This window comes from Elusimicrobiota bacterium, from assembly GCA_026388095.1.
Taxonomy (GTDB): domain Bacteria; phylum Elusimicrobiota; class Elusimicrobia; order UBA1565; family UBA9628; genus UBA9628.
Genome location: JAPLKL010000010.1, coordinates 1 through 25,280 on the forward strand (window position 1 = coordinate 1; position 25,280 = coordinate 25,280).

General features: G+C 67.9%; 22 protein-coding genes and 1 tRNA gene. 9 read left to right on the forward strand and 14 right to left on the reverse strand.

Annotation, left to right across the window (positions count from 1 at the left end; translation table 11 throughout):
* Positions 1–438: 438 nt before the first annotated feature.
* Both NTY77_02620 and NTY77_02625 read left to right on the forward strand, forming a co-directional pair.
* Positions 439–1,917: a trypsin-like peptidase domain-containing protein gene (locus NTY77_02620; GenBank protein MCX5794376.1), complete on the forward strand. Its 1,479-nt coding sequence runs from the start codon at positions 439–441 to the stop codon at positions 1,915–1,917.
* Positions 1,918–1,924: 7 nt separating this feature from the next.
* Positions 1,925–2,314 carry a phosphoribosylaminoimidazole carboxylase gene (locus NTY77_02625; protein ID MCX5794377.1) on the forward strand — a complete coding sequence of 130 codons (390 nt, stop codon included), beginning with the start codon at positions 1,925–1,927 and terminating at the stop codon, positions 2,312–2,314.
* 10 nt (positions 2,315–2,324) lie between these two features.
* Here NTY77_02625 and NTY77_02630 read toward each other — a convergent pair whose 3' ends face one another.
* A complete protein-coding gene (locus tag NTY77_02630; protein MCX5794378.1) occupies positions 2,325–4,610 on the reverse strand; it encodes a hypothetical protein in 2,286 nt (761 codons plus the stop codon).
* Positions 4,611–4,806: 196 nt separating this feature from the next.
* Here NTY77_02630 and NTY77_02635 point away from each other — a divergent pair, with 196 nt between their 5' ends.
* Both NTY77_02635 and NTY77_02640 read left to right on the forward strand, forming a co-directional pair.
* Positions 4,807–6,129: a hypothetical protein gene (locus tag NTY77_02635; protein MCX5794379.1), complete on the forward strand. Its 1,323-nt coding sequence runs from the start codon at positions 4,807–4,809 to the stop codon at positions 6,127–6,129.
* Positions 6,130–6,253: 124 nt separating this feature from the next.
* Positions 6,254–6,943 carry a hypothetical protein gene (locus tag NTY77_02640; GenBank protein ID MCX5794380.1) on the forward strand — a complete coding sequence of 230 codons (690 nt, stop codon included), beginning with the start codon at positions 6,254–6,256 and terminating at the stop codon, positions 6,941–6,943.
* Positions 6,944–7,007: 64 nt separating this feature from the next.
* On the opposite strand, the gene NTY77_02645 is transcribed toward NTY77_02640, so the two are convergent.
* Together NTY77_02645 and NTY77_02650 are read right to left on the reverse strand one after the other, a co-directional pair.
* Positions 7,008–7,562 (reverse strand): hypothetical protein, encoded by a 555-nt coding sequence (locus tag NTY77_02645; protein ID MCX5794381.1) that lies wholly within the window; start codon positions 7,560–7,562, stop codon positions 7,008–7,010.
* 48 nt (positions 7,563–7,610) lie between these two features.
* The gene (locus NTY77_02650; protein ID MCX5794382.1) at positions 7,611–8,660 is read right to left on the reverse strand and encodes a dipeptide epimerase; all 1,050 of its coding nucleotides are present in this window, start codon (positions 8,658–8,660) and stop codon (positions 7,611–7,613) included.
* Between the two features lie 57 nt (positions 8,661–8,717).
* Between NTY77_02650 and NTY77_02655 the strand changes: the two genes are divergently transcribed.
* A complete protein-coding gene (locus tag NTY77_02655) occupies positions 8,718–9,809 on the forward strand; it encodes a hypothetical protein (GenBank protein MCX5794383.1) in 1,092 nt (363 codons plus the stop codon).
* A gap of 3 nt (positions 9,810–9,812) precedes the next feature.
* Here NTY77_02655 and NTY77_02660 read toward each other — a convergent pair whose 3' ends face one another.
* The 3 genes from NTY77_02660 to NTY77_02670 form a co-directional block, all read right to left on the reverse strand.
* Positions 9,813–10,388, reverse strand: coding sequence for an HD domain-containing protein (locus NTY77_02660; GenBank protein MCX5794384.1), 576 nt, complete (start codon positions 10,386–10,388; stop codon positions 9,813–9,815).
* A 75-nt stretch (positions 10,389–10,463) separates the two neighbouring features.
* On the reverse strand, positions 10,464–11,522 hold the full coding sequence (locus tag NTY77_02665) for a serine protease (GenBank protein ID MCX5794385.1): 1,059 nt from the start codon (positions 11,520–11,522) through the stop codon (positions 10,464–10,466).
* A 62-nt stretch (positions 11,523–11,584) separates the two neighbouring features.
* A complete protein-coding gene (locus NTY77_02670) occupies positions 11,585–12,373 on the reverse strand; it encodes a histidinol-phosphatase HisJ family protein (GenBank protein ID MCX5794386.1) in 789 nt (262 codons plus the stop codon).
* A gap of 146 nt (positions 12,374–12,519) precedes the next feature.
* On the opposite strand from NTY77_02670, the gene NTY77_02675 reads away from it, so the two are divergent.
* Together NTY77_02675 and NTY77_02680 are read left to right on the forward strand one after the other, a co-directional pair.
* Positions 12,520–12,729 (forward strand): twin-arginine translocase TatA/TatE family subunit, encoded by a 210-nt coding sequence (locus tag NTY77_02675; protein ID MCX5794387.1) that lies wholly within the window; start codon positions 12,520–12,522, stop codon positions 12,727–12,729.
* A 109-nt stretch (positions 12,730–12,838) separates the two neighbouring features.
* On the forward strand, positions 12,839–13,237 hold the full coding sequence (locus NTY77_02680; GenBank protein ID MCX5794388.1) for a response regulator: 399 nt from the start codon (positions 12,839–12,841) through the stop codon (positions 13,235–13,237).
* A 136-nt stretch (positions 13,238–13,373) separates the two neighbouring features.
* Here the strand turns inward: NTY77_02680 and NTY77_02685 are convergent.
* The 7 genes from NTY77_02685 to NTY77_02715 form a co-directional block, all read right to left on the reverse strand.
* Positions 13,374–13,445, reverse strand: a tRNA-Arg gene (locus NTY77_02685).
* Positions 13,446–13,546: 101 nt separating this feature from the next.
* Positions 13,547–14,815, reverse strand: coding sequence for a glycosyltransferase (locus NTY77_02690; GenBank protein ID MCX5794389.1), 1,269 nt, complete (start codon positions 14,813–14,815; stop codon positions 13,547–13,549).
* Positions 14,812–18,789, reverse strand: a complete 3,978-nt coding sequence (locus NTY77_02695; GenBank protein ID MCX5794390.1) for a polysaccharide deacetylase family protein — start codon at positions 18,787–18,789, stop codon at positions 14,812–14,814. The genes NTY77_02690 and NTY77_02695 overlap by 4 nt, the downstream gene beginning before the upstream one ends.
* Positions 18,782–19,885, reverse strand: coding sequence for a UDP-N-acetylglucosamine 2-epimerase (non-hydrolyzing) (wecB, locus tag NTY77_02700; protein ID MCX5794391.1), 1,104 nt, complete (start codon positions 19,883–19,885; stop codon positions 18,782–18,784). The genes NTY77_02695 and wecB overlap by 8 nt, the downstream gene beginning before the upstream one ends.
* A 155-nt stretch (positions 19,886–20,040) precedes the next feature.
* Positions 20,041–20,418: a hypothetical protein gene (locus NTY77_02705; protein ID MCX5794392.1), complete on the reverse strand. Its 378-nt coding sequence runs from the start codon at positions 20,416–20,418 to the stop codon at positions 20,041–20,043.
* Positions 20,400–20,609, reverse strand: a complete 210-nt coding sequence (locus NTY77_02710; protein ID MCX5794393.1) for a hypothetical protein — start codon at positions 20,607–20,609, stop codon at positions 20,400–20,402. The genes NTY77_02705 and NTY77_02710 overlap by 19 nt, the downstream gene beginning before the upstream one ends.
* Positions 20,610–20,841: 232 nt before the next feature.
* On the reverse strand, positions 20,842–21,339 hold the full coding sequence (locus tag NTY77_02715; GenBank protein ID MCX5794394.1) for a hypothetical protein: 498 nt from the start codon (positions 21,337–21,339) through the stop codon (positions 20,842–20,844).
* A gap of 176 nt (positions 21,340–21,515) precedes the next feature.
* On the opposite strand from NTY77_02715, the gene NTY77_02720 reads away from it, so the two are divergent.
* Positions 21,516–23,048 (forward strand): aromatic amino acid ammonia-lyase, encoded by a 1,533-nt coding sequence (locus NTY77_02720; protein MCX5794395.1) that lies wholly within the window; start codon positions 21,516–21,518, stop codon positions 23,046–23,048.
* 114 nt (positions 23,049–23,162) lie between these two features.
* The gene (locus NTY77_02725; GenBank protein MCX5794396.1) at positions 23,163–23,903 is read left to right on the forward strand and encodes a hypothetical protein; all 741 of its coding nucleotides are present in this window, start codon (positions 23,163–23,165) and stop codon (positions 23,901–23,903) included.
* A 3-nt stretch (positions 23,904–23,906) separates the two neighbouring features.
* On the opposite strand, the gene NTY77_02730 is transcribed toward NTY77_02725, so the two are convergent.
* Positions 23,907–25,271 (reverse strand): serine hydrolase, encoded by a 1,365-nt coding sequence (locus NTY77_02730; GenBank protein ID MCX5794397.1) that lies wholly within the window; start codon positions 25,269–25,271, stop codon positions 23,907–23,909.
* Between the last annotated feature and the right edge of the window lie 9 nt (positions 25,272–25,280).

Genomic DNA, 25,280 nt, shown 5'->3' on the forward strand with positions numbered 1-25,280 from the left:
GATGATGATGGAGTCCTTGGAGAAGATCCCGGGCGTGGTCTTCGAGATCGTCAAGTACGACTCCGACCCCAAGGTGCTCAAGCCCTTCGGCCGCAAGCTCACCCCGGACATGAAGGCCGGGGTGCTGGCCGCCATCCGCGACGGCTCGGGCTCGACCCAGGCTTACGAGGCGCTCAAGGAGGCCATCGAGCGCGTGCGCCTGGGCCGGGGCGACAAGATGATCATCATGGTCAACGACGGGGACCCGGACTACAACTTCGACCGCGACGCCTACCGCAAGATGATCGCCGAGTCCAAGGACGTGGAGATCCACGGCATCGGCCTGGGGCCGCAGGCCCAGCCCGCCGGGCCGCGGCTGGTGGCTCAAGGACGCGGCCGATTTCGCCAAGAACCTGCGCAACATCGTGCGCAAGAAGCTGATGGGCGGCCGCGGCTAGGATGGACGCGAGGCCGGACCGCATCCTCCGCTTCGCCGCCAGCGCCCTTCTTCCCCTCGTCTTGTCGGCGAGCCCGGCTCGCGCCAAGGTCGACCAGGAGCTGGTCAAGACGCTCAAGACGGCCGTGGTCAACATCTACACGAACACGCCGACGGCGCTCGCCGGAGACACGCCCGGGAGTTGGGGCGGGACGGGCTTCATCGTCGACGCCCAAAAGGGCTGGATCGTCACGAACCGGCACGTCAGCAGCCGCAGCCCGGCGCACTACAAAGTGACTTTCTACAACGGCGAGACGTCCGACAAGGTCAACCTCCTCTACTACGACGCCTGGCAGGACTTGGCCGTCCTGGAGGTGGACACGACGACCCTGCACTCCCCCCTGAAGGCCGTGCCCTTGAGCACGGCTGAGTCCATCAAGGAGGCCGACGAGGTCTTCCTCATCGGCAACAACGAGGGAGAGAACTACACCGTGCTCTACGGCGAGATCATCAACACCGAGCTCAATCCCGCGTTGTCGGACGACCCGGCGGGCGATTCGCATCGCCACACCAGCTCGTTCGAGGTGGTCTACGGCCAGAGGGGCGGCTCCAGCGGCAGCCCCGTCTTCGACACTCGCGGCCGGGTCGTCGGCGTGCAGTATTGCGGCACCGACGTGACGGGAAAGACGCTGCGCATCGACTACGTCAAGGACGCCCTGGACTGCCTGCGGGCCGGCCGCGGCTCGTGCCGCGGCGAGATCGGCGTCGTGCTCGATCTCATGAAGATCTCCGACGCCAAGAACTACCTGCATATCCCCGAGTCCGAGGCCGCGCGGCTGCTGGGCATCGTGGACCGAGGCCAGAAGATCAAGGACGTCGTATACGTGAGGAAGTCCATCCCGCAGTCGCCGGCGGACGAGAAGCTCGAGCCCGGCGACGTGATCCTGAGGGTCTCCGGCAAGACGATCGGGAACAACCTTTACGCGTTCGACAAGGAGATCGACCGCCTCATCGGAAGGTCCGCGTCCATCGAGATCATGCGCAACGGGCGGCCGCTGACGGTGACGGTGCCCGTCGAAGATGCGGAGAAGCAGAAGGTCTCGCGCTTCGTCACCTTCGCCGGCGGGATCTTCCACGACGCGACCAATGAGATCCGGCGCCGCTTCGCGGTCTACGGGGCCGGCGTCATGCTCAATCAGGTGGACGTCGGATCGAGTCTCGAAGTGGGCGGCCGCTACGACAAATATCCGCAATGGCGCCAGATCTTGATCCAACGGGTCAACGGCGTCGCGACTCCCGACCTCGAGACCTTCGCCAACGAAGCCCGGAGATTCGCCGACGGCGATCGGGTCTACATCACCGCCAAGGACTTCGTGAGCATCGATTCCACGCCCCGCGCGTTGCTCGTCGACCTGAACTTGAAGTATTTCCCGCTCAAGCAATTCCGCTACGATCCGCAGAAGCGGAGCTGGGAAGCGGAAAGCCCCGCCGGACTTCATTAGGTCCAGGATGGCCGCGGACTCGGAGCCGCCGGACAAGCCCGCCGAGATCGTCAGCGGACCTCCCCCCTCGGCCCGTCCGGTCCAGGACCGCAAGCGGACCTTCTTCCATCCCTTGAGCGGGCTGGCGATCCTGGGCGTGGACTGGCTCGCCTTCGGCATAGACCTGCCCACGGAGTTCCTGTTCACCCCGCTCGTGAGCCTGATCGCGTTCGGCGTCACCTTCTGGGCCGTGGCCAGGATACAGTCGCGCGACGGAGACGACCTCAAGCGCGCCTATTTCAAGGCTTTCCTGGGCGCGGTCGCGGCCGGCGTGCCGCTGCCGGTCACCGGCACCATCGTGGGCGCCGCCATCCTTCTCCTGTCGGGGCTGCCCACCGGCTCCATCCGGCGGCGATGATCCCGGCGGCTTAAGGCTGCGGCGGGTCCTTCTTGAGGGCGCTTTCGGGCAGGCCGGGCATGGACTTGGGCGCGCGCCAGAACAAAGCCGCGCCCGCCGCATAGGCGAGGCCGATGGGCAGGAGCAGGGCCGGGAAGGCCGGGTTGAGCAGGCCCGCGGCCAGGGCCAGGGCCCCATAGCCGAAGGAATTGAAGGTGTTGAAGAAGGAGCTGCTGGTGCCGAAGACCTTGCCCAGGTCGCTCTTGCGGCTGTTGGTCTGCAGGTAGTTGCTGAAGGAGACCATGGCCGGGCCGGTGAACATGCCGTAGACCAGCATGGTCAAGAACAGGGCCGTCTGCACGCTTATGAAGGGGATGAGGCCCGGCAAAGACCAGACCAGGTAGGGCAGCCAGATCGCGGCCAGGCCCACGCCCAGGAATTTGATCCAGCCCCGCGAGGAAAGATGCCCGACCGCCCACATGGCGCCCGCGGCGACGGCCGCGGCGGCCAGCGCGGCGAGGATGCTGCCCGGGACCAGGCTCGCGCCCACCCAGGCCGCCCCTAGGCCCAGAACCACGCCCTGCACCAGGCGCTGGCCCGGGACCTTCTTCTGCGTGAACGGGATCTTGATGTCAGGGAGGCTTACCTGGGAGGAGTTGGAGATGAGGTTGCCGAAGAAGATCGCGCCCGTCAACTGGCCCAGGAGCAGGGCCTTGCCCGAGGCGCCCATGAGGACGGTGGCCATGAGCGGCAAAGCGAAGTTCTGCAGAGGATAGGTCAGCACGGCCTGGACCGCCCCGAAGACGATGGTCCTGAACTGGCGACGCTCGTAGAGCTTGGCCTCGGCCTTGAGCGCCGCGACCTCGGCCGGGTCGCCTCCGGCTTTCTCCAGTTCGGCCAGCCGCGCCGCGATGGCGTCCTCGCGGGGCGCCCGCTCGCGCTGGAGCCCGGCGCGCAGGTCGCGCACGGTCTTGGAGCGCAGCACCCAATAGAACAGGGCGCCGGCTATGGGCAGCGGCGAGCGCAGGAAGAAATAGGAGCCGACGCTCGCGGCCACGAGCAGGGCCTCCTTCCAGTACTGCCTGAAGAATCCCTGCGCCGCGTCTCGGAGCTTGACGGCAGGCCCGGGGCTTCTGGCCTCGGGCTTGTCGTTGGGCATGGTGAACCACAGGATGGGCACGATGACGAGCCCGTGCACCAAAGCCGAGATCAGGAATGCGGCGATGGGGTTGCCCTTGTCGATGAATGAGCCCACGCCGATGATGAGTCCCAGCAGGACCTGCAGGCCCACGTATTGGACCTGGGACAGGGCCGTGACCGAGGCCTGGTGCTTGCCCGCCAGCCGCCGGATGTAGGCGTTCTCCGTGGTCATGGTGGAGGACAGGATCCAGCCGTTGGCCACGGAGGAGGCGAGCAAGGTCCAGAAATTGAGGATGCCGAAGTAGGAGAAGGCGGGCAAAGCCAAAGTCAGGACCGCGCGGATGGCCACGTTGATGACCATGGAGTTGCGCGCGGAGAGCTTGTCGGCCAGGCTGCCGTTGAGCGGGCCCGTGGCGATGGCGGCCAGAGGCCCCAAGGCCATGAGCGTGCCGTAGAGGGCCCAGCCCACCGCGGGGGCGGCCACGAAGGGATAGGCGATGGAGGTCAGGATGAAGGCGGATATCGAAAGGGTGCGCGTGAGGAAGAGCGCGATGACGGCCTTCTTGTTGAAGTCCGGGGCCTGCGCGGCCGGGACCGAAGAAGGGGCCTGCTTGTCCGCCCGGCAGGGAGCCAGGCTGCCAGCGGAGGTCCGGGTCTCGGCCGGGGCGTAGAGAGTTGAGCTCTCCGCGCCGCGGAGGAGACTGCCGGTGAAGATCCGGCCGAGCACGGACTGCTTTTGGGCCGGGGCCTCGGCGCGCGCCAGAGACTCGACGCCGGTCTGGAGGCCCTGCAACGGGCTCGCCTGGGTCTCAACGGCCGGAGCCGGAGCGCTCTGCTGGCCCGGAGCCGCGGAAATGGGAAGGCTCCCGGCCGGGACCACGGGCGCTGCCTGGAGCGGAGCCGCGATGGAGACGGCCACGAGGGAGGGCACGGGCGCCTGAGGCAGAGCCGAAATTGAGAGACCGGAGGCCTTGAGGTCGAGGCGCAGGCCGGATGACGAACCGAGGCCCAGGCCGAGGCCGGCCGTCGCGACGGCGCTGACCCCCGAGACAACGGGAGCGTTGCGGACCGCGGCCGAAGCCTCGACGAAAGCGGCCCAAGCTTGCGGCCCAGGGGAAAGCAGGAGTATGGAGGCGCAGAGCGCGCCGGCCAGCAGGCGGGTGAGGGCTTTCCTCATTATCACGATGAGTATACCCGGGACGGAGCGGCAGGTCCTGGGCCTTACGGCGTCGGCGAGGCGGGCAATGGTCCTAGGCTGCTTTGGGACGGACGAGGTCCGAGTCCTAGAAGGGCCTAGGCCATAAGCCGACCTCGAATGGGGCGCTTAGGCCCAACCCTGACGAAGACGCTTGCGCCATAATATCACCGGCATAATGCGTTCGGGAAAGAAGACTCTCTTCCTGCTCCTGCTCGCGCTCCTTTGGGCGCCGTCCCGCGCCCGGGCGCAGCAGGCGCGCCTGCCCGCGGCCGCGCGCAGCGTCGCCATCGGCCTGCCGCCGGCTCTGGGCTTCTCCGCCGTCTCCCCCGGCGCCGCTCCTCTCGGCAGCCTTGCCGGCTATGAGGTCCTGCTGCAGCGCCAGCGGGCCGGCGAGGCTCTGGACCTCTCCAAGGTGACCCGGCCCGGCATCGCTTTCGTCAGCGGAGACCGGCTGAGCGTAGCCCAGGGCTCGGGCCGGTTCGAGGCTTTGCGGGCCGGCGAGCGCATGGACCTCTTCGTGCCTCAGGACCAGAAGCTTCCCGAGGGCGTGGCCGTGGTGGCGCGCGACATCCCGGCCCAGCTGGTGCTCAAGGCCAACCTGCTCTCCTCCCGCGGCGAAGCGGGCAGCAATCCGGAGCTGGTCGGGTTCCTGACCGAGGGGAGGACCTTCATGCGCGTGCTGGCCCCGCGCGAACTCGTCGAGGCCCCCCTCTCCCGGGCCGCCCATGAGGTCGAGGATCTGCGCGCGTTCCTGAAGGCCGGAGAGCGCGCCTGGGGCGCGGGCGCCAAGAGCGGCCTCGACGCTTACCTGGAGAGCCCCGCCTTCCGGGACCTGTCCGTCAATGAGCAGCGGCAAGCCCTGCTCCGTCTCTCCGCTCTGGTGCGGCAGAACGGCGCCAGCGAGGCTTTTACCAGCGGGGTCCGCGCCCAACTGGCCGAAGCGGTCCCCGAGCCCATGCTCACCGACATCGAGAGCCACGGCTACGCCGTCCTGGTCAAGGACCATCTGACCCAGGACCGGCCGGACTTGAAGTCCTTTTACGATTACACTGGAGGCCTGACGGACTGGGGGCCCCTGGGCAACTTCGTCATGGTCGCCGAGCATATGAAGAAGGACGGGAAGGACGGCGCCGCCTGGATCGACAACTTGAATTGGCGCAATTCCGCGGTGCATGAGTGCGGCCATGCCATCGACAACATCAACGGCTTCACCGACACCCCCGAGTTCCGCGACGCCTGGCAGGCGGACTTCCAGGCCATGCCCGAGGCCGTCAAGAAGCCGGTGCGGCAGGACGGCGGCCGCAACGAGTTCTTCTATTTCCTGAACCAAAGAACTCCCGGCTACGCCTACCGGGAGACCTTCGCCGAGGCTTTCGACGTCCTGCTGCGGGGCGAGGCGTCGTCGTTCAACCACGACGACTTCCACCGCTACTTCCCCAGGACTCTGGCGGCCGTGCGCCGGATCCTGGAGGCCCGCTACGGGCGGAGCCTGCACTAGGTCCTGAGCCCTGCGTCCCGGGGGGCCTCTTACCTTCGACCAGCAAGGTCTTTCGACCCCCCCGAGCTCGGCGGGGTGGGCCTATAATAGGGAGCCGGTAACCCCTGGTCCGAGAGGTGACGCCATGAAAAAGAACACCGTCTGGGCCGTCCTGGCCGTACTCCTTCCCGCCGCAGCCCTGGCGCAGGAGCGTGCTCCCGAACTGCCGCGTCTCGACACGCTGCAGAAACAGATCCGCGCCGCGGAGCCGATACCCACGGTGGCCGCGCGTGCCCTGGAGAGCTCCGCGGCCGCAGCGCAGAGCTGCCCGCAGATACCTTCCGGCGCGGTGGTCGGCCGCGGGATATTCGCCAACGACTATGAGGTGACCGGCGCCGGCCGCAAGATCGCCACGATCGCGGCTGAAGGCGACGGCTACGTCATGCGCGGCGCCGACGGCACCGAGTACGCGCGCGCCGCCATCCGGACCCAGGGCGACACGCGCACCGCCGCGGTGACCGGCTGCGGCGGCTCGCCTATGGGCGCCATAGAAGAGCAGATGGGCTCGCAGCGCAGTCAGCTCACGATCCGGGACGCCGCCGGCGCGGTGGTCGCCGCGACCCCGTGGGTCGACGACCGCGACCTCACGGCCGCGGGCTCGGCCACGATCACGGTGGAGCAGCACGGCTTCGCCGACAACATGACGGTCACGGCCCAGGGCGTGGACACGCAGATGGCCGTGTTCACCGCGGTGATGATCAATTCCTCGGCCTATCGCTGGTCCGGCGAGCGCCGGCGCGAGAACATGGGACCGCACGGCCGCGGCGACCGCTGAGCCTTTCCGCGCGAAAAAGAAGGCCCCGGGGGAGGATCCCCGGGGCCTTTTCGCGTCTGGCGCGCTATTGGGTCACCAGGACATCGCCGGTCAGATAGCCCGAGCCGTTGAGGTTGACCCAGTTGCCGTTGACCCAGCCCGAGACCGGGATCTGGCCGCTCATCTGGGCGCTGCCCACGTACTTGCCGGCCTTGTAGAACGAGACGCTGACGTAGGGCCGCAGCCAGTCGTTGACGAAGTTGCCGTTGACGAAAAGGTTGGCCCAGGTCGTGATCGAGGTGTAGCCGCTGCAGACCTGGCCGGAGGAGTCGCAGAGGTTGGCGTAGCCGTTCATGTTGACGCTGGTGTAGCCCGGGGTGTTGGAGACGAACCCGCTGCCGTTGAAGGAGACGTAGCCCGAGATCCGCACATAGCTGCTGGCCTTGGCCTGGGCGGGTTTGTCCACGATCTTGCCCGGCAGCGCGCCCTCGACCTTGGCCCCTTTCTTGAAGGAGAGCTTCGGTGAGGGGAGGGACTGGAAGGACTTCAGGGCCGCGGCTTGCGCCGACTCCAGGGAGGGAGCGGCGACGGCCGGGGCGCAGAGCAGGGCGGCGGCTATGACGGCAATGAGGGTCTTCATGGAGCCGATTATAGCACAAAGGACCTGGATGGGTATAGGTCGAAAGGCCTAGACCAAAGAAAGCCGCGGGCCGCGGCGCCGCCAATCCGGAGAGCGGCCGTGCTGCCGGAGCAGGTGGTCGCTGTCGAGGTCCACGAAAGAGAAGAAGCCCGTGCCCAAGGCCAGGTGCACGCTGGGCATGAGGCCCCGGCTGGTCTCGGACATGCAGCCGATCATGAGCCGCAGCCCCGCGGCGCGCGCCACGGCCGCGATGTCCAGGGCGCGCAGCAGACCGCTCTTGGCCACCTTGATGTTGATGACCGAGGCCGCTCGCTCCAAGGCCACCCGCACGGCGTCTTGGGGGCTGTGCACCATCTCATCGGCCGCCACCGGCACCGCGGAGCGCTTGGTGAGCTCCGCCATGCCCCGGAAATCCGTCTTGGGCAGAGGCTGCTCCAGCAGGAGCACCTTCATCTTGGCCTTGCGGGCGCAGTCCAGCAGGCGCAGGGCCGAGGCGACGCCGAGGCCCTGGTTCCCGTCGAGGATGAAGGCGGGCTTGACGCGCCGGACCGTGCGCAAGATCAGGCGCAGGCGAGCCAGATCGTCCTCTCTCCTTCCCCCCACCTTGACTTTGAAGACTCGGAACCCCTCGTCGGCGGCCTCGGCCGCGGCGGCGCGGGTCAGGCCGCCGTCGGTCCAGGCCGAGAGCGTGATGTCGGAATCGATCTCGCGCCGCCAGCCGCCGAACCAGGCGGCCAGGCTCAGGCCCTGCGAACGGGTCCAGGCGTCGAGCAGGGCGCACTCGAAAGCCGCGACGGCCGGTCCTTCCCCGCCGTGCCGGCGCCAAGCCTCCTCCACGAGAGGCCGCGGGCAGGCCGCGTCCCGGCCGCGCGCGCCGCGGCCGAGTCCGTCGAGGACCCGCGCCAGGCGCCGCGGACTCAGGTGGGCCAGGGCCAAGGAAGCCGAGGCCTCGCCGTAGCCGCGCGTGCCGTCGCGCAGAGTCAAGGTGAAGCCCACGTTGCAGGTCGAGGTCTTGCGTCCCAGGGCCGTGACGAACGGACGCTTCAAGCGAGTCTCGAAGATCCGGACGGCGGCGGAGCGCACGCTGGTCGCGGGCATGCCCTGATTATACGAATAAGGGCGTGCGCGACGCCGGGATTTTCGTATAATCAGAGCATGGGTGCTCTGATCCGGCTGCTGGCCCTATGCGGGGTCCTGGCGGTCCCGGCCCGCGGCGCCATCCCCTCCACCGCCACCCTCCGGGGCATAGACGTCTATCGTTCCGAGACCGTGACCCCGGAGGCCGCCGCGCGCCTGCTGGGCCCGAAGGTCGCTCTGTACGTGACGCGCTTCAACGAGGGCGGCAGGGCGCTCGGATTCGCGGAGCACCTGAAGGCGGAGCTGGAGACCGAGATGGGCCGGCTCGGCGATTTCGCCTACGCGGGCATGAACGTGGGGCGCACCGTCAACGACTCCGCCTACGAGATCACGGTCACCTTCGACGTGGTCGACGCCAAGGCTGCGGCCGAGCGCATGCCTTTCTCGTCTCGCCCCAAAGGCCGTGTGCCGGACCCCGCGGGGCTGCTCGCCGAGTGGCGCCGCTACTGGGGCCTCTGCTCCGTGCTCGGCCAGCAGGGCGAGCCGGTCGTAGAACGGCCCGCCTGCCCCGCTCTCTATTGCCCATGGGTCCGGAACACCGACGAGGTCAAGGAGCTCCAGAGCCTGTTCCAGAGGGAGGTCCCGGCGCATGAAGCGGAGCTGTCCCGGGTGCTGACCGAGCAGGCCCAGCCTCAGGATCGCGCCGCCGCAGCCTACCTGCTGGCTTATTCGACCTCGGCTGCGGCCGTGGTCGAGCGCATGCTCGGTGCGGTCGCGGACCCTGACGCAGAGGTGCGCGCCGCGGCGCTGAGCGTCCTGGCCGACATCTCGGTCTACCGCAAGGATGTGCTCATCGACACGCACCGGCTCCTGCCGGCCTTGGATTTCCCGACCACCATGGACCGCTCCAAGGCTCTGGCGGTCTTCGCCGGCCTGGCCGGCAACCCGGAGTATAAGACCTATCTGGCCAGCCGGGTCTCCCTGCGGCTGGTGCGGCTCCTGCATGCCCTGGACCCGAGTGTGCGCGACTTGGCCTACACGGTGCTGGGCATGGTCTCCGACCGCAGCTACCCGAGCTCGGACTTCGACTCATGGGAGAAGTGGGCCCGGGAGCAGTCCGCCGGCGTTCCCGAGAAGACGGAGACTTCGAAAGGGACGAAACGGCGCTGACCTCTACGGCGTCCGTTTGAAGGCCGAGGCGACCAAGCGCGAGAACTCCCGGCTCCAGGCCCGGTCCGTCCCGGTCAGGCGGCGCCGGAACACGCTCTCCAGAGCGCGGTAGTAGCGGCGCTGCAGGGATCTGGGGCGGTGGAACCTCGGCCAGACCGCTTCACCCAGCCGCTCGTGGTCGCGCGCGATGGCGCGGATGTTGTCGAGCTTGTCGGCGAAGGAGACCGCCAGCAGCTCGCGCGGAGCCCGCCTCAGTTTGGCCACGGTGCGGCGCTTGCGCTCTTCCCAGGACAGCCGTGTATCGTCGGTCAAGGCCGCCACCAAGCGCACGACCGGGGCCGGGAAGACGCGCCGCAGCGCGGCTAGACTGGTGGCCGTGTCTTCAACAACGTCGTGGAGCAAGGCGGCTGCGGCCATCCGGCTGTCTCCCCGCAACTGCAGGACCGTGGCCGCCACTCCCAGGGGATGCAGGATGTAGGGCAGGTCCGTGCCTTTGCGTTTCTGCCCGGCGTGGGCGCGCAGGGCGAAGCGGAAGGCGCGGGTTAGGAGATCCTGATCCAGAACGGCAGGGCCCCCCAACGGAACCGCCGGCCCCCGCGGGGGGCCGGCGGTTGCGAGTCGCCTTCGGCGACTCGCCAGTCTTGAAGCAGGCATCTACTGCCCCATCATCCCCCTGTGCTTCTCGATCTCATCCTGCATCTCCTTGCCCATGTCCTCCATCTCGGAGATCTCCTTCTGGATCAGGTCCTCGGCCTTGAAGGGTTTGACGGGGGTGAGGATCTTGGCCTTTGACGGCTTGGCCGCGGGCGGCTCCGTCGCGGGCTTGGCCGCGGGCGGCTCGATGGACGGCTTGATCGCGGGAGGCTCGGGCGTGGGCTCCGGCGCGGGCTTGGCTTCAGCCGCCTTCTCCGCGACCGGAGGGACTACCGCCGGGGCGGGCTGGGTCTCGGTCTGCGGAGCGGGGACCGTGTAGCGCACGCCCGGGTCGTTCTTGGCGAGCCAATCCTTGACCACGTCGGCCTTGATGGAGAAGTTGACGCTGGTGATGGTCAGGCCGTCCTTGGCCTTGCGCGCCATGGAGGTGTTGACGCCGATCATGGCGCCCTGGTTGTTGAGCAGGGGTCCGCCGGAGTTCCCGCGGTTGATGCTGGCGTCGGTCTGGAACACGTCCTTGCCCTGGACGTCTCCCAGGTTCGCGATGACCGTGCTGACCACTCCCTGCGTCAGGGTCCAGAGCCCGCCCTGCTCCGGGTGGCCGATGGCGACCACCGGGTCGCCGGCTTCCACGGCCGAGGACTCGCCCAGAGGCACGGTCTTCAGCTCCCCGGGCTTGGCTTCGAGTTGGAGCAGCGCGAGGTCCAGAGCGCGGTCCCAGTTCACGACCTTGGCGGAGAGCGCGTTGCTGAGGTCCACCTTCGGGTCGCCCGTGATCTTGGCGGGCTTCAAGTAGACGTGGATGACTTCGTAGGGCTGCCGGGTGGAGGCCTGGAGGATCACGTGGGCGTTGGTGATGATGTGCCCCTGTTCGTCGATGATGCTGCCGGTCCCCATCTCGCCGGAGCCGGACTGGCTCACGGCCATGATGAGGACCACGGCCGGCCCCACGCGCTGGTAGATCTGGCGAGGGGAGATCTCCCCCCCGCCGGGAGCGGCGACCGCGGGAGAACCGGCCTGGACGGCGAGGCTAATGACCAGAATGGAAAGGAATTTCATGTCTGCACCTCCGCTGGATTCAGTCTAGCAAAACCCGGCCCGATCCGTACGCCGCAATCCGGTCACAGCCGGACGAGGCTGCGCCGCCTGGCCGCGTAGCGCGCGGTCTGCGTGTAGCCGGCCTCGCGGGCCAGGAGCAGGGCCGGGCCGAAGGAGCGCGCGACGTCCGCCGGGGCATGCGCGTCGGCGTTGATGAGGATGGGGATGCCGCGCCGGCGAGCTTGGCGCAGGAGCGCCGGCGACGGATAGGCCTCGCCGCAGGGCTGATGCCAGCCCGAGGTGTTGAGCTCCAAGGCCATGCCGGACTCCGCTATGGCGTCGAGCGCGGCCAGGGCGGCTTGCGGGGCCTCGACCTCCATCCGGCAGCCGAACTTCTTGGGGATGTCGAGGTGCGCCACGAAGTCGAAGGCGCGGCTGGCCGCGAGCTCAACGACAAGGCCCCAGTAGAGGTCCCATTTGACCTGGCGCTGCTCGGCCGTGAGCTTCTCCCAGGGTCTGCGGGTCTCATCCACCAGGAAGTCTCCCGCGAAATGCACGGAGCCGATGACGAAGTCGAAGTCGTGCCGGGCCAGGAGCCGGCGCGTCTCCGCCACGGTCTCCGGGAAGAAATCAGCCTCGATGCCGAGCCTGACCGGCAGCTGCGCGGTCCGGGCGGCGCGGCGCACCTCGGCCGCGTACTCTCCGAGGCGCCGCGGCGGCATGGCCCATCGGAAGGTCCGGCCCTCGGGATGGATGACCAGGTGATCCGAGATGCCGACCTCGTCGAGGCCCGCTTGCGCGGCGGACGCCGCCATGTCGGCGACGGACGCCTTGCCGTCGCTGAAGTCGGTGTGGTTGTGGTAGGAATCCATGCGGGGGTCCCCAGTATAACAGATTGAGAGGAAGCGGGCCCAAGGCGGCTGGGCCCTTTCCCGCGCAGGGATTTGGGCCTTTGGGGCCCCTGGTCGGGCCGGGACTCGTTTTTTTGGTATGATGTAGATGCTGCAGGGAGGTTGTGATGGGAGAATTCTCTCCGATGCATTGGCTGGTCGTGCTGGTCGTGGCGCTGCTGATCTTCGGGCCGAAGCGCATCCCCGAGATCGCCAAATCCTTGGGCGAGGGCATCCGCGAGTTCAAGAAGTCGATGCGCGAGGGGATGAGCGAGCCCGCCGTCGCCAAAGCCGAACCGGCGCAGATCGAATCGAAGGGCCAAATCGCCAAGCCCTGACGCGCTTCCTTCCTCCCCACCAATGACGAGGCCCCGGGAAGACCGGGGACCCGGCAACTGGATTCGTGTGCGTGTTGACACGCAGGGATGAGGGTGCTAAGATTTCGACATGGCCAAGATCCTGGTCTGCGAAGACGACGCGGCAGTCCTGAAGTTCGAGACCTCCATTCTGGCCAAGGCCGGTCATAAGGTCGTGGCCTGCGCCTCTGGCCTTGAGACGCTCAAGGAACTGGGCATCCAGCCCGACGATCCTTCCGCTGAGCTGCCCGACCTCATCGTGCTCGACATCATGATGCCCAGGATCGATGGATACGCCGTCGCCACCATCATGCGCAACAGCGCCCGCACCCGCGCCATCCCCATCCTTGTCGTCTCAGCGCTGTCCGATCTACGCACGTCTTTTTCGGACACGGAAAGCGTGGACGGATTCATGACCAAGCCCTTCACCAAGGAGGGCCTCATCGACAACGTGGCCAAGCTCCTCGATCCACGCAAGGCCCGGGCCTAGAAGTCTACCGGCTTCCTCCCGCACCCGCGACCGCGACGACCCCCAGCGCTGATCCCTACGAATGGGAAAAGGTCCCGGCGTTGTCGGATGACCCTGGGGGCTCCGTGCTCAGGACCTTTCCACCGATGCAAATCCGTGTCCCCGAGAGGAATCGAACCTCTATCGCCTGCTTAGAAGGCAGGAGCTCTATCCATTGAGCTACGGGGACGAATTGTATCGGCGACTAAAGATAAAAATACAATTTTTACTGCTTGCGCGTCGAATGCGTATCGAGCTAGGCGCCGATGCCGCGATGAGCATCCCTCGTCTTTAGGACTGCGCGTAGCGCCGCGTCTTGACCCAAGCGCGGCGCTCTTTCTTGACGTACTCGAGGTAGAAGGCGTTGGCCACGACCAGCGGCCAGAGCTGGCAATAGGTGAAGTACATCGCCATGCAGTACAACATGTTCGCGGGCGAGTCCTCGTGGGGCTCGCGCGAGATCATCAGCATGATCTCCGCGGCGAAAAGGCAGTAGGCGGCGAGCCAGACCTCGAGGTACGGACCCGGCACGGGGATCGAGACCAGGTTGGTCGCCGACAGCGCGAACAGCAGCGCCGAGACGACGATCGCGGCGAGGAACACGTAGTAGAGCGCCAGGAAGTAGAACATCTCGAAAGCCAGCGCCTTGTTCTTGGCCTTGCCCACGCTCAAGAAGAATTTGTGCATCAGATAGAAGGTGCCGCGCGCCCAGCGTGTGCGCTGCTTGAACCACGTGCGCAGGTCCTCGGGCTCCTGCTCCCAGGTCGTCGAGTAGGGCACGAACTTGATGCGGTGCCCCGCCTCCAGGATGCGCAGCGACAGCTCGGCATCCTCGGTCAAAGCCTCCTCGTCCCAGCCGCCGACCTCGTCGAGCACGTCCCTGCGCACGATGAAGTTGGTGCCCGGCAGCGTGGCGATCTTGAGCAGCTTCCAGCGGCCGGCCTGCACGATCCATTGGAAGCTCAGGCCTTCGATGTTGATGAAGCGGGTGAGCAGGTTCTTCTTGCGGTTGAGCGTGCGGAACTTGCCCAGCGCGGCGCCCAGGCCCGGCTCGAGCTCGAACTGCGCCGCCAGGTAGCGCAGGGCCGCCGGCTCCGGCTGATTGTCGGCGTCGTAGACGCCGATCAGGGCGTGCCGCGCCAGCTTCAGGCCCCGGTTGAGCACGGCCGCCTTGCCTTTCCCCCCTTCGCTTGCCGGCACGTGGACGACGCGCAGGCGCGAATGACGCTCGGCCAGCCGGTCGAGGATCGCCGCCGTGCCGTCGGTCGAAGCGTCGTCGAGCAGGATGAGCTCGAGCTGGTCCTGCGGATAGTCGGACGCCAGGAGCGTCTCGACCGTGCGCTCGATCACGAGCTCCTCGTTGTGCGCCGGGATCAGCAGGGACACGCCGGGCAGGTCCGGGTGCGAGGCGTCGAGCCGCCGTCTCTCGCGCGCGGCGTCGCGGCTGTAAAGGTAGCCGGCCATGGTCAGCACGAACTGGTAGACGAGCATGGTCCAGATCAGCGCCACGGTCGCCAGGAAGACCAGCTCGGCGATGATGCCCGCCCCGTTCTCGATCATGCGGCGGCCCCCTTGCGCAGCCAGCGGCGCAGGGCCTGCAGGCGCCGTTTGAGCGTCGTCAGCGCGAACAAGAGGGCCAGCAGGCCGCTCGAGACCAGGCCGAACAGGACGATCAGCGAGGCCAGGATCAGGCTCGTGTAGCGCACGGCATAGCCCAAGGTCGCCTCGCTGACGCCGGTCAGGCGGTGCTGGCCGGGCGGCGCCACCACGGTGTAGCCGCTGTCCCCGCGCAGGATGGGGAGGGCGGCCGGCTTCCCGTCGATCAGCACCCGGGAGAAGGGGTTGTTGAACAGCATCGCGCAGCGGCCCGGAGACGAATATTCCACCTCGAGTCCGCGGCCGCGCGGCCGCGCGTCCAGGAGCTCTCCCGAGATCGACAGAAGCCGCGTCTCGAGTTCGCTGGTGTCGAACCAGGAGCGCCTGGAGCCGGCCAGCGTCAGCCGATGCTCGCCGGACGGGATCAAAATCTCGCCTTTGTCCGAGGCGGGCCAGGGCTTTCCGTCGAGCCAGAGTTTGGAGGTGCGGTCGTCGAGCTCGAGGGTCACCGTGTACGGCGCCTGGATGACCCAGGCCGAGCCGTCCTTGCGCACGCCGGCCTTCTCGGCCATCGCGTACGGCAGGATGTCCCAGTCCTGCTCGGACACGCTCGATTCGGAGTAGAGGCAGACCCTCGGCGTCTGCCCGGCCGCCACCTGCCACAGGCGCAGCAGCTCGGAGCCGGTCTGCTGCGCCGTCGCGAATCCGACCTGTCCCGGGGGATGGACGGGCAGGACGTTGATGTCGATCAAGAACTGCCGCTTCAAGCCCAAGCCGCGGTAGCGCGCGCCGAGCGCCGCGTAGCGTTCGGGCGGCTTGGACCAATCCCGGGCTGGGTCCTCGACCTGCAGAGCGGCCTGGTGGAGGTTGACCGCCGCGATCGTGCCGGAGCCGTCGATGCCGAGCTCGTCCGACAGCTCCGGATGGCCGAAGACGTCGATGAGGGTGACGATCGTCTCCCAGGAGCGGCCCCGACCGCGGCTCACCTCGTCGACGGCTCCCAGGACCGCGCGCAGCTGCCGCCGGTTCTCGAAGCGGCGGTAGTCGTAGAAAGCCTTGAGCCCGGCGCCGTCCTTGGCCCAATGGTGCGGCGAGGCGGCGTCGAACAGCTCGATCGGGTCGAACCCGCTCTGCTTCTGGAAGCCGGCGCGCGCCGGCGCGGAGAACGGCGTGAACGACTCCGGGTGCGCGGGCCCCTGCGACTCGAAAGCGAGCTCAGCCACGTCGACGCCGTCCCAGTCGTTGGCGAGCAGGAAGCGCTTGAGGTCGTCCAGGGCCGCTTTCAGGCACTGCGGGTTCTGGAGGTCCATGAGGAAGCGCCAGCCCAGATGGGCGTCGGTCAGCCGCGCGGTCTTCTCCCGCCACTCCGGATGGCGGTTCCAGAAGTAGTCGCTGATGTGGGGCCACTCCAGCCAGGCGTACACGAGGATGCCGTTCTGGTGCGCGACGCGGATGAGCCGCGCGTAATCGTAGCTGTACTTATCGTAGAAGTGCCAGGCCGCGGCGTGCACCGCGCGGATGCCCGAGCGCCGCCAGAGCGGGACCAGGCGCTCGATGCTGATGCTGTTGCGATAGCCCGGGTCGAAATACGCATCGGCGCCTCGGCGCTTGACCATGGGCCGGACATGGAACTCGCTGATCAGCAGGTACGGCAGCCCCGGGAAGCGGCCGTAGCCGCCGCCGGTCAGCGGGTCGTAGAGCGGCGCGAAATACAGGAAGCGGCCCTGGCCGAGCTCTCCGCCGACGACCAGCGGATGGCCGAGGTCGCGGTCGGCGTAATAGACGCTGTCGTCCTCCACCTCCGGCTGCGCTACCCAGGGCACGGCCGGGTGGTCGGCCCAGCGGTTCTCCTCGTTGGCGAAAACGCGGCTGGTGACGGAGTTCACCACGGAGGCCTCGCCCAAGCGCACGCCGAGCGCCCGCGACAGCGGACTCTCGCCGTCGGTCACGAGCGTGATGCCGCCCTTGACGGTCCGCGCGATGCGCTCGGCCTGCTCCGCCGACAGCGCCCGGGCGGAAGCCGACGGCACGACCAGCAGCGTGAACTGGTCGAAGCCCTCCGTCTCCTGCGTCAGCCGCGAGAGCTCGAGCTTTTCGACGGTGAAGCCCGCGCTGTCGAGCGTGGAGCGGAAGCTCTCCTGGTCCTTGGCCTGCTCGCCGCGCGCTTTGGGGTTCCAGAGCAGCACGGTCTGGACCGGCTCCTGCGCGACGCGGCCGGCCACCACCGACTCCCAGCGGCGCTGCAGGCCGGTGAAGTCTCCCTTGGCCAGCCGCACCAGCCGCCCCAGCAGGCTGGGCGGCGTCGTCTCCTGGCGCAGCGCGACGTAGGTCTGCCCCGGCAAGAGCTCGACTTCACGGCGGAGCGTGCCGGACTCGGCCACTCTCGAGACCTTCTGCCGGACCAGCTCCCCGTCGCCGCCGAAGACGCGCTCGACGAGGTAGCCGCCGCTGCCGGAGACCTCGGCCGTGCCCCCGCGCGTGGCGACGACCTCTCCGGCCCCGTGCGTCATGTTGGGCAGGCGGCGCAAGTCGAAGAAGCGGAAGCCGCGCTGCTCGATGCCTCCGATCAAGGCGTCCAGCAGCGCGGGCTTGAGGAACGGATGGTAGAAGAAGCTGGCATAGCCGTCGCGCACGACCCAGGCCGCGTCGGCCGCCTTGAGGATGGCGTCGGGCGTCGGGTTGTCCCGCGGGACGTAGGAGAGGTCCTCGGGGATCACGTACTGCCCGTAGAGGTCGACCACCGGGTACGGGAACAGCTGGTCGGTGCCCAGCGCGTTGACGACGAGACGTCGCTCGAACACCGTGTCGAAATAGCGCCGCATCACGCGGTAGTCGACCTGGGAGGCCGCGTAATGCGGCGTCTCCCAGGCGATCGGATAGAGGCCGGCCAGCGCGGACTCGCGCAGCGCGTGCTCGAGGCGGTGGGCCACGAACGCGTCAGAGTCGTCGCGCACGGGGCGGTCGGCGAAGTCGTCCCAGAACTCGTAGTCGTCGGTCGTAACGCCGCGGCGCTGGTGCGTGTAGCCGTGCAGGATCGGCGCGCCGCCCTGCCGCACGTATCTCTGGAGCTGGGCGAGGACTTCCGGCATGTCGGCCAGGCGCAGATACAGCCGCTCCGTGGGATTGACGTAGGTCGGCACGAAGCCGAAAGCGAACGGGATCTTGTGGCGCCGGATCACCTCCAAGGTCGCGGCGAGCTGCGCGGGACGGGAGAGCGCGTTGATGTCCTCGATGCGCAGGATCGCGCGGTGGTCCTCGGCGTGGTCGATGCCCAGGATGTCGTGCAGGACGTCGGCGAAAGCCAGATACCGGTCGCCCTCGCTGGCGTAGGAGAACGGCGAGTCGGCCACGAGCCAGAAGCGCCCGCTCTGCACGATGTAGGGGACCCGCAGCGACGTGCGGCCGGTGGCCCAGGCCACGACACGGGCCTGGCGCGGGTCGACGACGCGCACGATGTTGGTGTCGGGATCGCCCTTGTCGAGCATGCGGCCTTTGTAGACGACCTGGCTCAACGGCGCGTTCTCGAAGAAGCGCACGTAGGCCAGCCCGTGCCGGCGCAGCGCGCCGTAGCGGTCGAGCTGCCCGTGCTGGTTGCCGAGCCAGCAGAACGGGCGGTCGCTGCGCGGCGCGTCGCGCAGCAGCGCGTCGGGGACCTGGTAGTGCTTGCGGTAGACGATGCTGAAGACGGCGGCGTAGGCCTTCCAGTCGCCCTCGCGGTACTGCTCGAGCGTGCGCAGGGTGCGCCGCGTCGTGAAATGGCCGAGCAGGTTGGCCACGTATCGTGCGTCGATGCGCGCGGGGTTGGAATCCCGCTCCGGCCCCTCGTAGAGGATGAGCACGGAGGGCCCGGCGGCCAGCTGCGGCGCGGGCGCCGGGCCGGCACCGCGGGCTGCCAGCGCCGCGGTCAGCAGGACAGCGCTGATCAAAGTGCTAATCAAGGAAATCCAGGATGTGCTTGACGATGCGCAGCCCGGCGCGGCCGTCGCCGAACGGGTTGCGGACCGCACGGCGCCGGCCTTGCGCGAGGAAGCGGCGCGCGGTCCGCACGATCCTGGCCTGATCCGTGCCGGCCAAGGCCGCCAAGCCCGTGCGCAGCACCTCGGGACGCTCAGTGACCTCGCGCAGGATCACGACGGGCACGCCCAAGCTCGGCGCCTCCTCCTGCACGCCGCCCGAGTCGCTCAAGATCAGATCGCAGGCTTTGGCCGTGTGGATGAAGACCGGATAGCTCATCGGCGGCGTCAGTAGGATGCGCGGGTGGGCTAGGTGCTTCTCGGCCGGGCTGCGCACGTTCGGGTTCGGGTGGACCGGATAGATCAAGCGCAGCCGCGGCTGCTCGCTCAGCAGCTGCCTGACGGCGGCGAACACCTCGCGCACGGGCGCGCCGAAGCTCTCGCGCCGGTGCATCGTCATGAGGACCTTCGGGCCGTCGCAGGCCAGGAACCGCTCGAGAGGCGCCGGAAAGTCGGCCGGCTTGCGCTTGAGCAGCCACTGTACGGCGTCGACCACGGTGTTTCCCGTGACGTGGATCTTGCGCGCGGGCAAGCCTTCCGCTAGCAGGTTGGCGCGGCTCCCGCGCGTCGGCGCGAACATGAGATCGGCCACGCGGTCGATCAAGACGCGGTTGCCTTCCTCGGGGAACGGCCGCGTCAGGTCGAAGGAGCGCAGCCCGGCCTCGACGTGTCCGACCGGCACGCGCTGATAGAACGAACAGAGCGCGGCGCCGAGCGCGGTCGTGGTGTCGCCCTGGACGAGAACGAGCGCCGGTTTCTCCCGGCGCAGCACCGGCGCCAGACGTTCGATGCTCCGAGAGAGGACCTGGGCGGGCGTCTGGTCGCGGCGCATGAGGTCGAGGTCGTAATCGAGCTTGAGCCCGAAGGTCTCGATCATCTGGTCCATGAGCCCGCGGTGCTGCGCCGTGCCGACGACCGTCGCGCGCAGGCGCGGGGAGGACCGCAGCGCGGCCACGACCGGAACCATCTTGACGACTTCGGGGCGGGTTCCTACGACGACCAGGATGTTTGGGCGAGCCATTGAGGACGTGGTCAGTTTAGCAAATCGGCTTTTCCAGCGGACCATATAGTATGACTACCTGACCGAAACGGCCTACCCCAAGAGCAGCCAGCGGGGGCTGACTCTCCGCGTCAATAATCCGGAGCGGGCTTTTTGAGGAGGAAGAGGGCGGCGCTCTATTTCGGAGCCAGGAACACGTGAATGGCGCGGACCTTCCTGCCTTCCATGATGATGCTTATGGGGTCTCCCGATTTGAAATCGGCGAGCGTGATTCCCTTGTGATTGCTCCCCTTGTCCAGTTGGGTCCCGGCGGACAGAGCGAATCTCCTGGTCTTCCCCGTTTCGGTTCTGACTACGAGCTTCCGGTTCTCCGCGTCGACCGAGCGCACCGTCCCGAACAGCTTGGTCCTGGTGGCGGCTTTCTGCGCCTGCCTGACCCCGGCGGACTGCTGGATCGCGGCGGGTTGGGCTTGCGAGCCTTGTCTCTCCCCTGCGCCCGCGGTTTGAAACAGCAGGCAAAAAAAGACGGCGGCGGCTATTTCCAGAGTTGCCACCAATCCTTCCCCGGCTGGGGAACCGTGGCGGCCTCGTGCGTCCGCGGCGCTTGGGGATTGCTCGCCGTCGCCGCCTGCGGCGCGCCGGGCTTAAGCATCATGGGCTTGCCGCAACAGACCGGCGCGGAGCTCTGCGCCTGCCCGTACAACCTCTTGTGGACCTTGGCCACGGCACATTCGTACTCCGGCATATGAGGTTCCTCCTGGTCGGGGATCAACTCTTCGGCGTCACGGCCTTCGGCTGATGGGATGTCGACGGTTGGACCGCAGCAGGTTTCACGGAACATCGCGCCAGCACCATGGGCTTGCCGCAGCATTGCGGCGGCGGCGTCTGCGGCGCACCGCAGGATTCCCTGTGGCCATTATTCACGGCGCACACATATTCCACTGGCATGTCGATCCCTCCTGTTCCGTGTCTTCGGATCATGGTGCGCCCAGCACCTTAAGGACTGTGTCTGCGTCCGGGGCTGTCCTCAGTTGGTAGATCGTCTTGTCGTTGCACATGGTCCTTCTGGCCCACAGCGGGATGTCGTAACCCGGCTCACGGATGGGCCTCAAGAACAGCGCGACGACGAAGATGCGGTTCTCGATGTCCCCCTCCGGTTGCAGTCCGACCGGGGAGATCCCCAGCGCCACGCGTTGCCCTACGGATTCTCTGAGCCGGTGGTGGAGGAAGGCCAATCCTGGATGGTACTCGACGGAGCGAAGATCGAGCCCTTTCTTGAGGCTCTCGGCGATCTTCGCGCTTCTGAGGATGATGTCGCCGGCGCCGTGCAGAGCTTTGGGCACGAGTTCATCGAGGGCGTCCCGCAGCGTCGCAGACTTGAGCGGCAGGATGATCGAGTTCGGGCTGAATCTCGGGGCCTGCTTTTCGCTATCGCCGCGAGCGTGCCCGGGAGTCGCTTCCTGATTTTTGGTCATATGCAAATATGAAATATTGCTTATATGAACATTATAGCATATGATGGTTTGCCGCCGGCTGACGGCAGCCTCCAGCGCGGCCTCTCGCTCCCCGCGTTGGCGCGGCCGCGGTCGAAAATGGTAATAATCTTCAGGGCGCCCGGCGCCCTTGCCGATTTTCATAGAAGGAGCCAGCCATGGCCATCAAGATAGGCAGCCGTTCCCTCACCATCGAGGACGTCGTGCGCGTCGCGCGCCACGGCGAGCCGGTCGAGCTCTCGGCCGAAGCCGTGGAGCGGATCAAGAAGTGCCGCGGCATGCTGGAGAAGAAGATCCAGGCGCGCGAGATCATGTACGGGGTCAACACCGGCATCGGCGAGTTCTCCGAGGTGGTCCTCAACGACGATCAGGTCCAGCAGTTCCAGCGCTACCTCATCTACAACCACGCGGCCGGCATCGGCAAGCCCGCGCCCATCGAGCACGTCCGGGCGGCTCTGCTCTCCCGCATCGCCGTCCACTGCCACGGCCACTCCGGCTGCCGGCCCGAGATCACGCAGACCTACGTCGCGATGCTCAACCAGGGCGTGACCCCCGTGGTGTGCGAGAAAGGCAGCGTGGGCGCCTGCGGCGACCTCTCCCCCATGAGCCAGGCCGCGCTCAGCCTCATGGGCGAGGGCGAGAGCTTCTACCAGGGCCAGCGCATGCCCTCCAAGGACGCCTTCGCCAAGGCCGGCATCCCGGTCCCGGGCCTGCAAGCCCGCGACGGCCTGGCCTCCATCAACGGCTCCAACCTCATCACCGGCATCGGCTGCCTGGCCCTCTACGACGCGGAGCGCTGGGTGAAGCAGGCCGAGATCGCCTGCGCCATGAGCCTGGAAGCCCTCATGGCCAACATGCGGCCCTACGACACCCGCCTGCACGAGCTGCGCGGCTTCCCGGGGGCCGTGACCTGCGCCGCCAACATCCGCTCCGTCATCACGGGCTCCGACCTGGTCACGGGCAAGCTCAAGGTCAAGGTCCAGGACGCCTACTCCATGCGCTCCTCGCCCCAGGTCATCGGCGCCTGCCGCGACCACATCGCCCACACCCGCAGGCAGCTTGAGATCGAACTCAACGGCGTGGCCGACAACCCCATCTTCCTGCCCGAGAGCGACACGGTCCTCACCGGAGCCAACTTCCAAGGCACCCCCGTCAGCATGCCGTTGGACATGCTCGGAGCCGGCGTCACCATGGTCAGCGTCCTCTCCGAGAGGCGCCTCAACCGCCTCCTGAACCCCGCCCTGAGCGTGAAGCTTCCCGCCTTCCTCACCAAGGGCGCGGGGATGTTCTCCGGGCTCATGCTCAGCCAGTACACGGCCGACACCTTGATCGTGGAGCAGCGCATCCTGAGCACGCCCTCCTGCATCCAGTCCATCCCGGCCGCGGCCGACCAGGAGGACTTCGTGAGCATGGGCATGAACGGGGCCCTCAAGACCCGGCAGATCCTGGACAATGCCAACGGCGTGCTGGGCATCGAGCTCATCGCCGCGGCCCAAGCCCTCGACTTCCGCGAGTTCTCGCCCGGCAAGGGCACGCAGGCGGCCAAGGCCGCGGTGCGCAAGGTCGTCGCGCACCTCGACGTGGACCGGCCGCTGTTCACCGACCACAACAACATGATGGCCGCGGTCGGGCGCTGCGAGGTCCTCGATGCGGTCGAAGCCGCCGTCGGGCCGCTCAAGAGCTCCTGGTAGGGTATGCCCACTCATCGCTTGGCAGTCGTTCTGGCCTTATGCCTCAGCGGGACCGCCGCGTCGGCCGGGTCGGTCCAGCCCCCTGTGATTCCCGGTGCGGATCAAGAGGCCGTGATGAGCGCGGTCTGCGGCGCCAAGCCGGCGCAGGACGATAAAGGGAAGTCCATCTGCAAAGCCTGCCCGGCCTACACGACGTTCGGGAAAGACCAGGGCAGCAAAGACAGCTTCGTCCTGAGACGGATCGACCGCGGAGCCTTCACCGCGCCCAAGCCGCAGGCCCTGGCGGTCATGGACGGCTGCGAGCCTCATGCGGCGGATCTCGGCGGGACCGTCCTTTTGGAACGGACCGACCGGGGCTGGCAGCGGCTGGGATACTTCGTCTCCTTCATGCCTTCCAAGTGCGTGCAGCTCGCAGGCAAGGACGGGGCGGGCCCTCTGGTCTGCTCCCAGACCGATGTATACAATGGCGGCCGTTCGGGCACTGGGGTGGAACTCGTGCGATTCAAGGGTCAGACCTTGAGCCGGGAGAACCTGCTCAAAGGGCTGGGCGGGAAGATCACCGGCCTGACCAGCGGCATGAGCGATGACCTCTGCTGGGATTGGACGCTGGGTCTCGGGAAAGACGTCGCTCAGCCCGAGCGCGCCGTCCTGCTGGAGATCCAAGGCTCCAAGCGCCAGCCCAATGACGATGAGTCGGGCTCGGAGATTTGCGAGGGAGATAACGGGTCCGGCGAGAAACGCAGCTTCAGCCTGCGCTACCTCTTCGACGGCGCCGGCATGACCCTCGATCCGAAGAGCCAGGGCCAGATGTCAGGACTCCGGAAGTTCCTCGCTGCGCCGAAGAATAGGGAATAAAGGCTAGAGCGCGTCGAGGAGTTCCGCCAGGAAGGCGGCGCGGTCCCAGGCATCCACGTAGACCGACAGCCCCAGGCGCACCGCCACCAGCTTCAGAGACGGTATCACGGTGACGACCTGGCCCTCGTGGCCCAGCGCGTGGAAGGCGTCCGCCGGGAGGCGCTTGGCGGCATCGGTCTCCCCCCCGAAATCCCGGGAGAGCTTGAGCCACCAGTGCGCGCCGTAGCGTCCGTCCGGCGACTGCGGCGTGGGAGTCCGGCTGTAGGCGACCCAGCCTTCGGGCAGGACCCGGCGGCCGTTCCAGAGCCCGTCCTGGGCGTAGAGCAGGCCGAAGCGCGCCCAGTCCCGGGCCGTCGCGTACATGAACGACGAACCCACCAGGTCGCCCGCCGCGTCCGGCTCGATGAGCGCGCTGCTCATGCCCAGGGGCTCGAAGAGCGCTTGCCGCGGGAAGGCCAGGTAGTCCTCCTGGCGCGCGAACGCGTTGCGCACGACCCGCGAGAGGACGTTGGTGGTCCCGCTCGCGTAGGCCCAGACCGCGCCGGGCGCCGCGCGCAGGCGCTTGGCCGCGGCGAACTCCGCCGCCGCCCCTCCGGAGAAGAGCATCCGCGTCACGTCCGAGAGCGGGTCGCTGTAGACCTCGGCGAAGGCCAGCCCGCTGCGCATGCGCAGAAGATCGTCGAGCGTGATCCTCGAGCGGGGGTCGCCGGGGCCGCTCCACTGAGGCAGGAGGCTCCCGCCTTCCAGGGCCAGGCGCTTCTCGCCCACGAGGATGCCGGCCAAAGCGCTCAGCACGGCCTTGGTCATGGACCAGCCGCACAGCGGCATGTCCGGGCCGAAGCCGGGGGCGTAGCGCTCGGCCAGGAGACGTCCGCCTTGGACCACGAGCGCGGCCCGGGTGCGGCGCAGACGCCGGGGCGAAGGCTCGCTGAACTGCCGCTCCAGGACCCGCGCCAGGGGCCCCGGCCCGGTCACCGGCTGCGCGGGCTCTCCCCCCGGCCAGTCGCCCCTCGGCAGAGGCCCGGCCTCTGGAAGAGAGGCCGGCTCGAGCCTGAGCGCCTGCGCGGCCTTGGTCAGAGTGACTCCCAGGCCGGGCCGGAACACGGCGCGGCGGCCGCAGAGGCCGAAGAGCGACGTCGTGACCTCGCGCCGCTGCCGGTCCACCTCGGCGCGGAAGACCCGCATGATGCGGTACTTGTCGACGGACACGTCCTCGCGTAGCACCGCCTCGGGTCTGCGGCCCGACACGAACACGGCCGAGCCCAGGACCTTGGCCTTGTAGCCGGCCCCGACCGCGGCGATGCGCAGCAGGCGCCGCAGGCCCCAGACGGCCGCCAGAAGCAGGGCGGCCGCTGACCAGAAGACCATGCCCTGTCT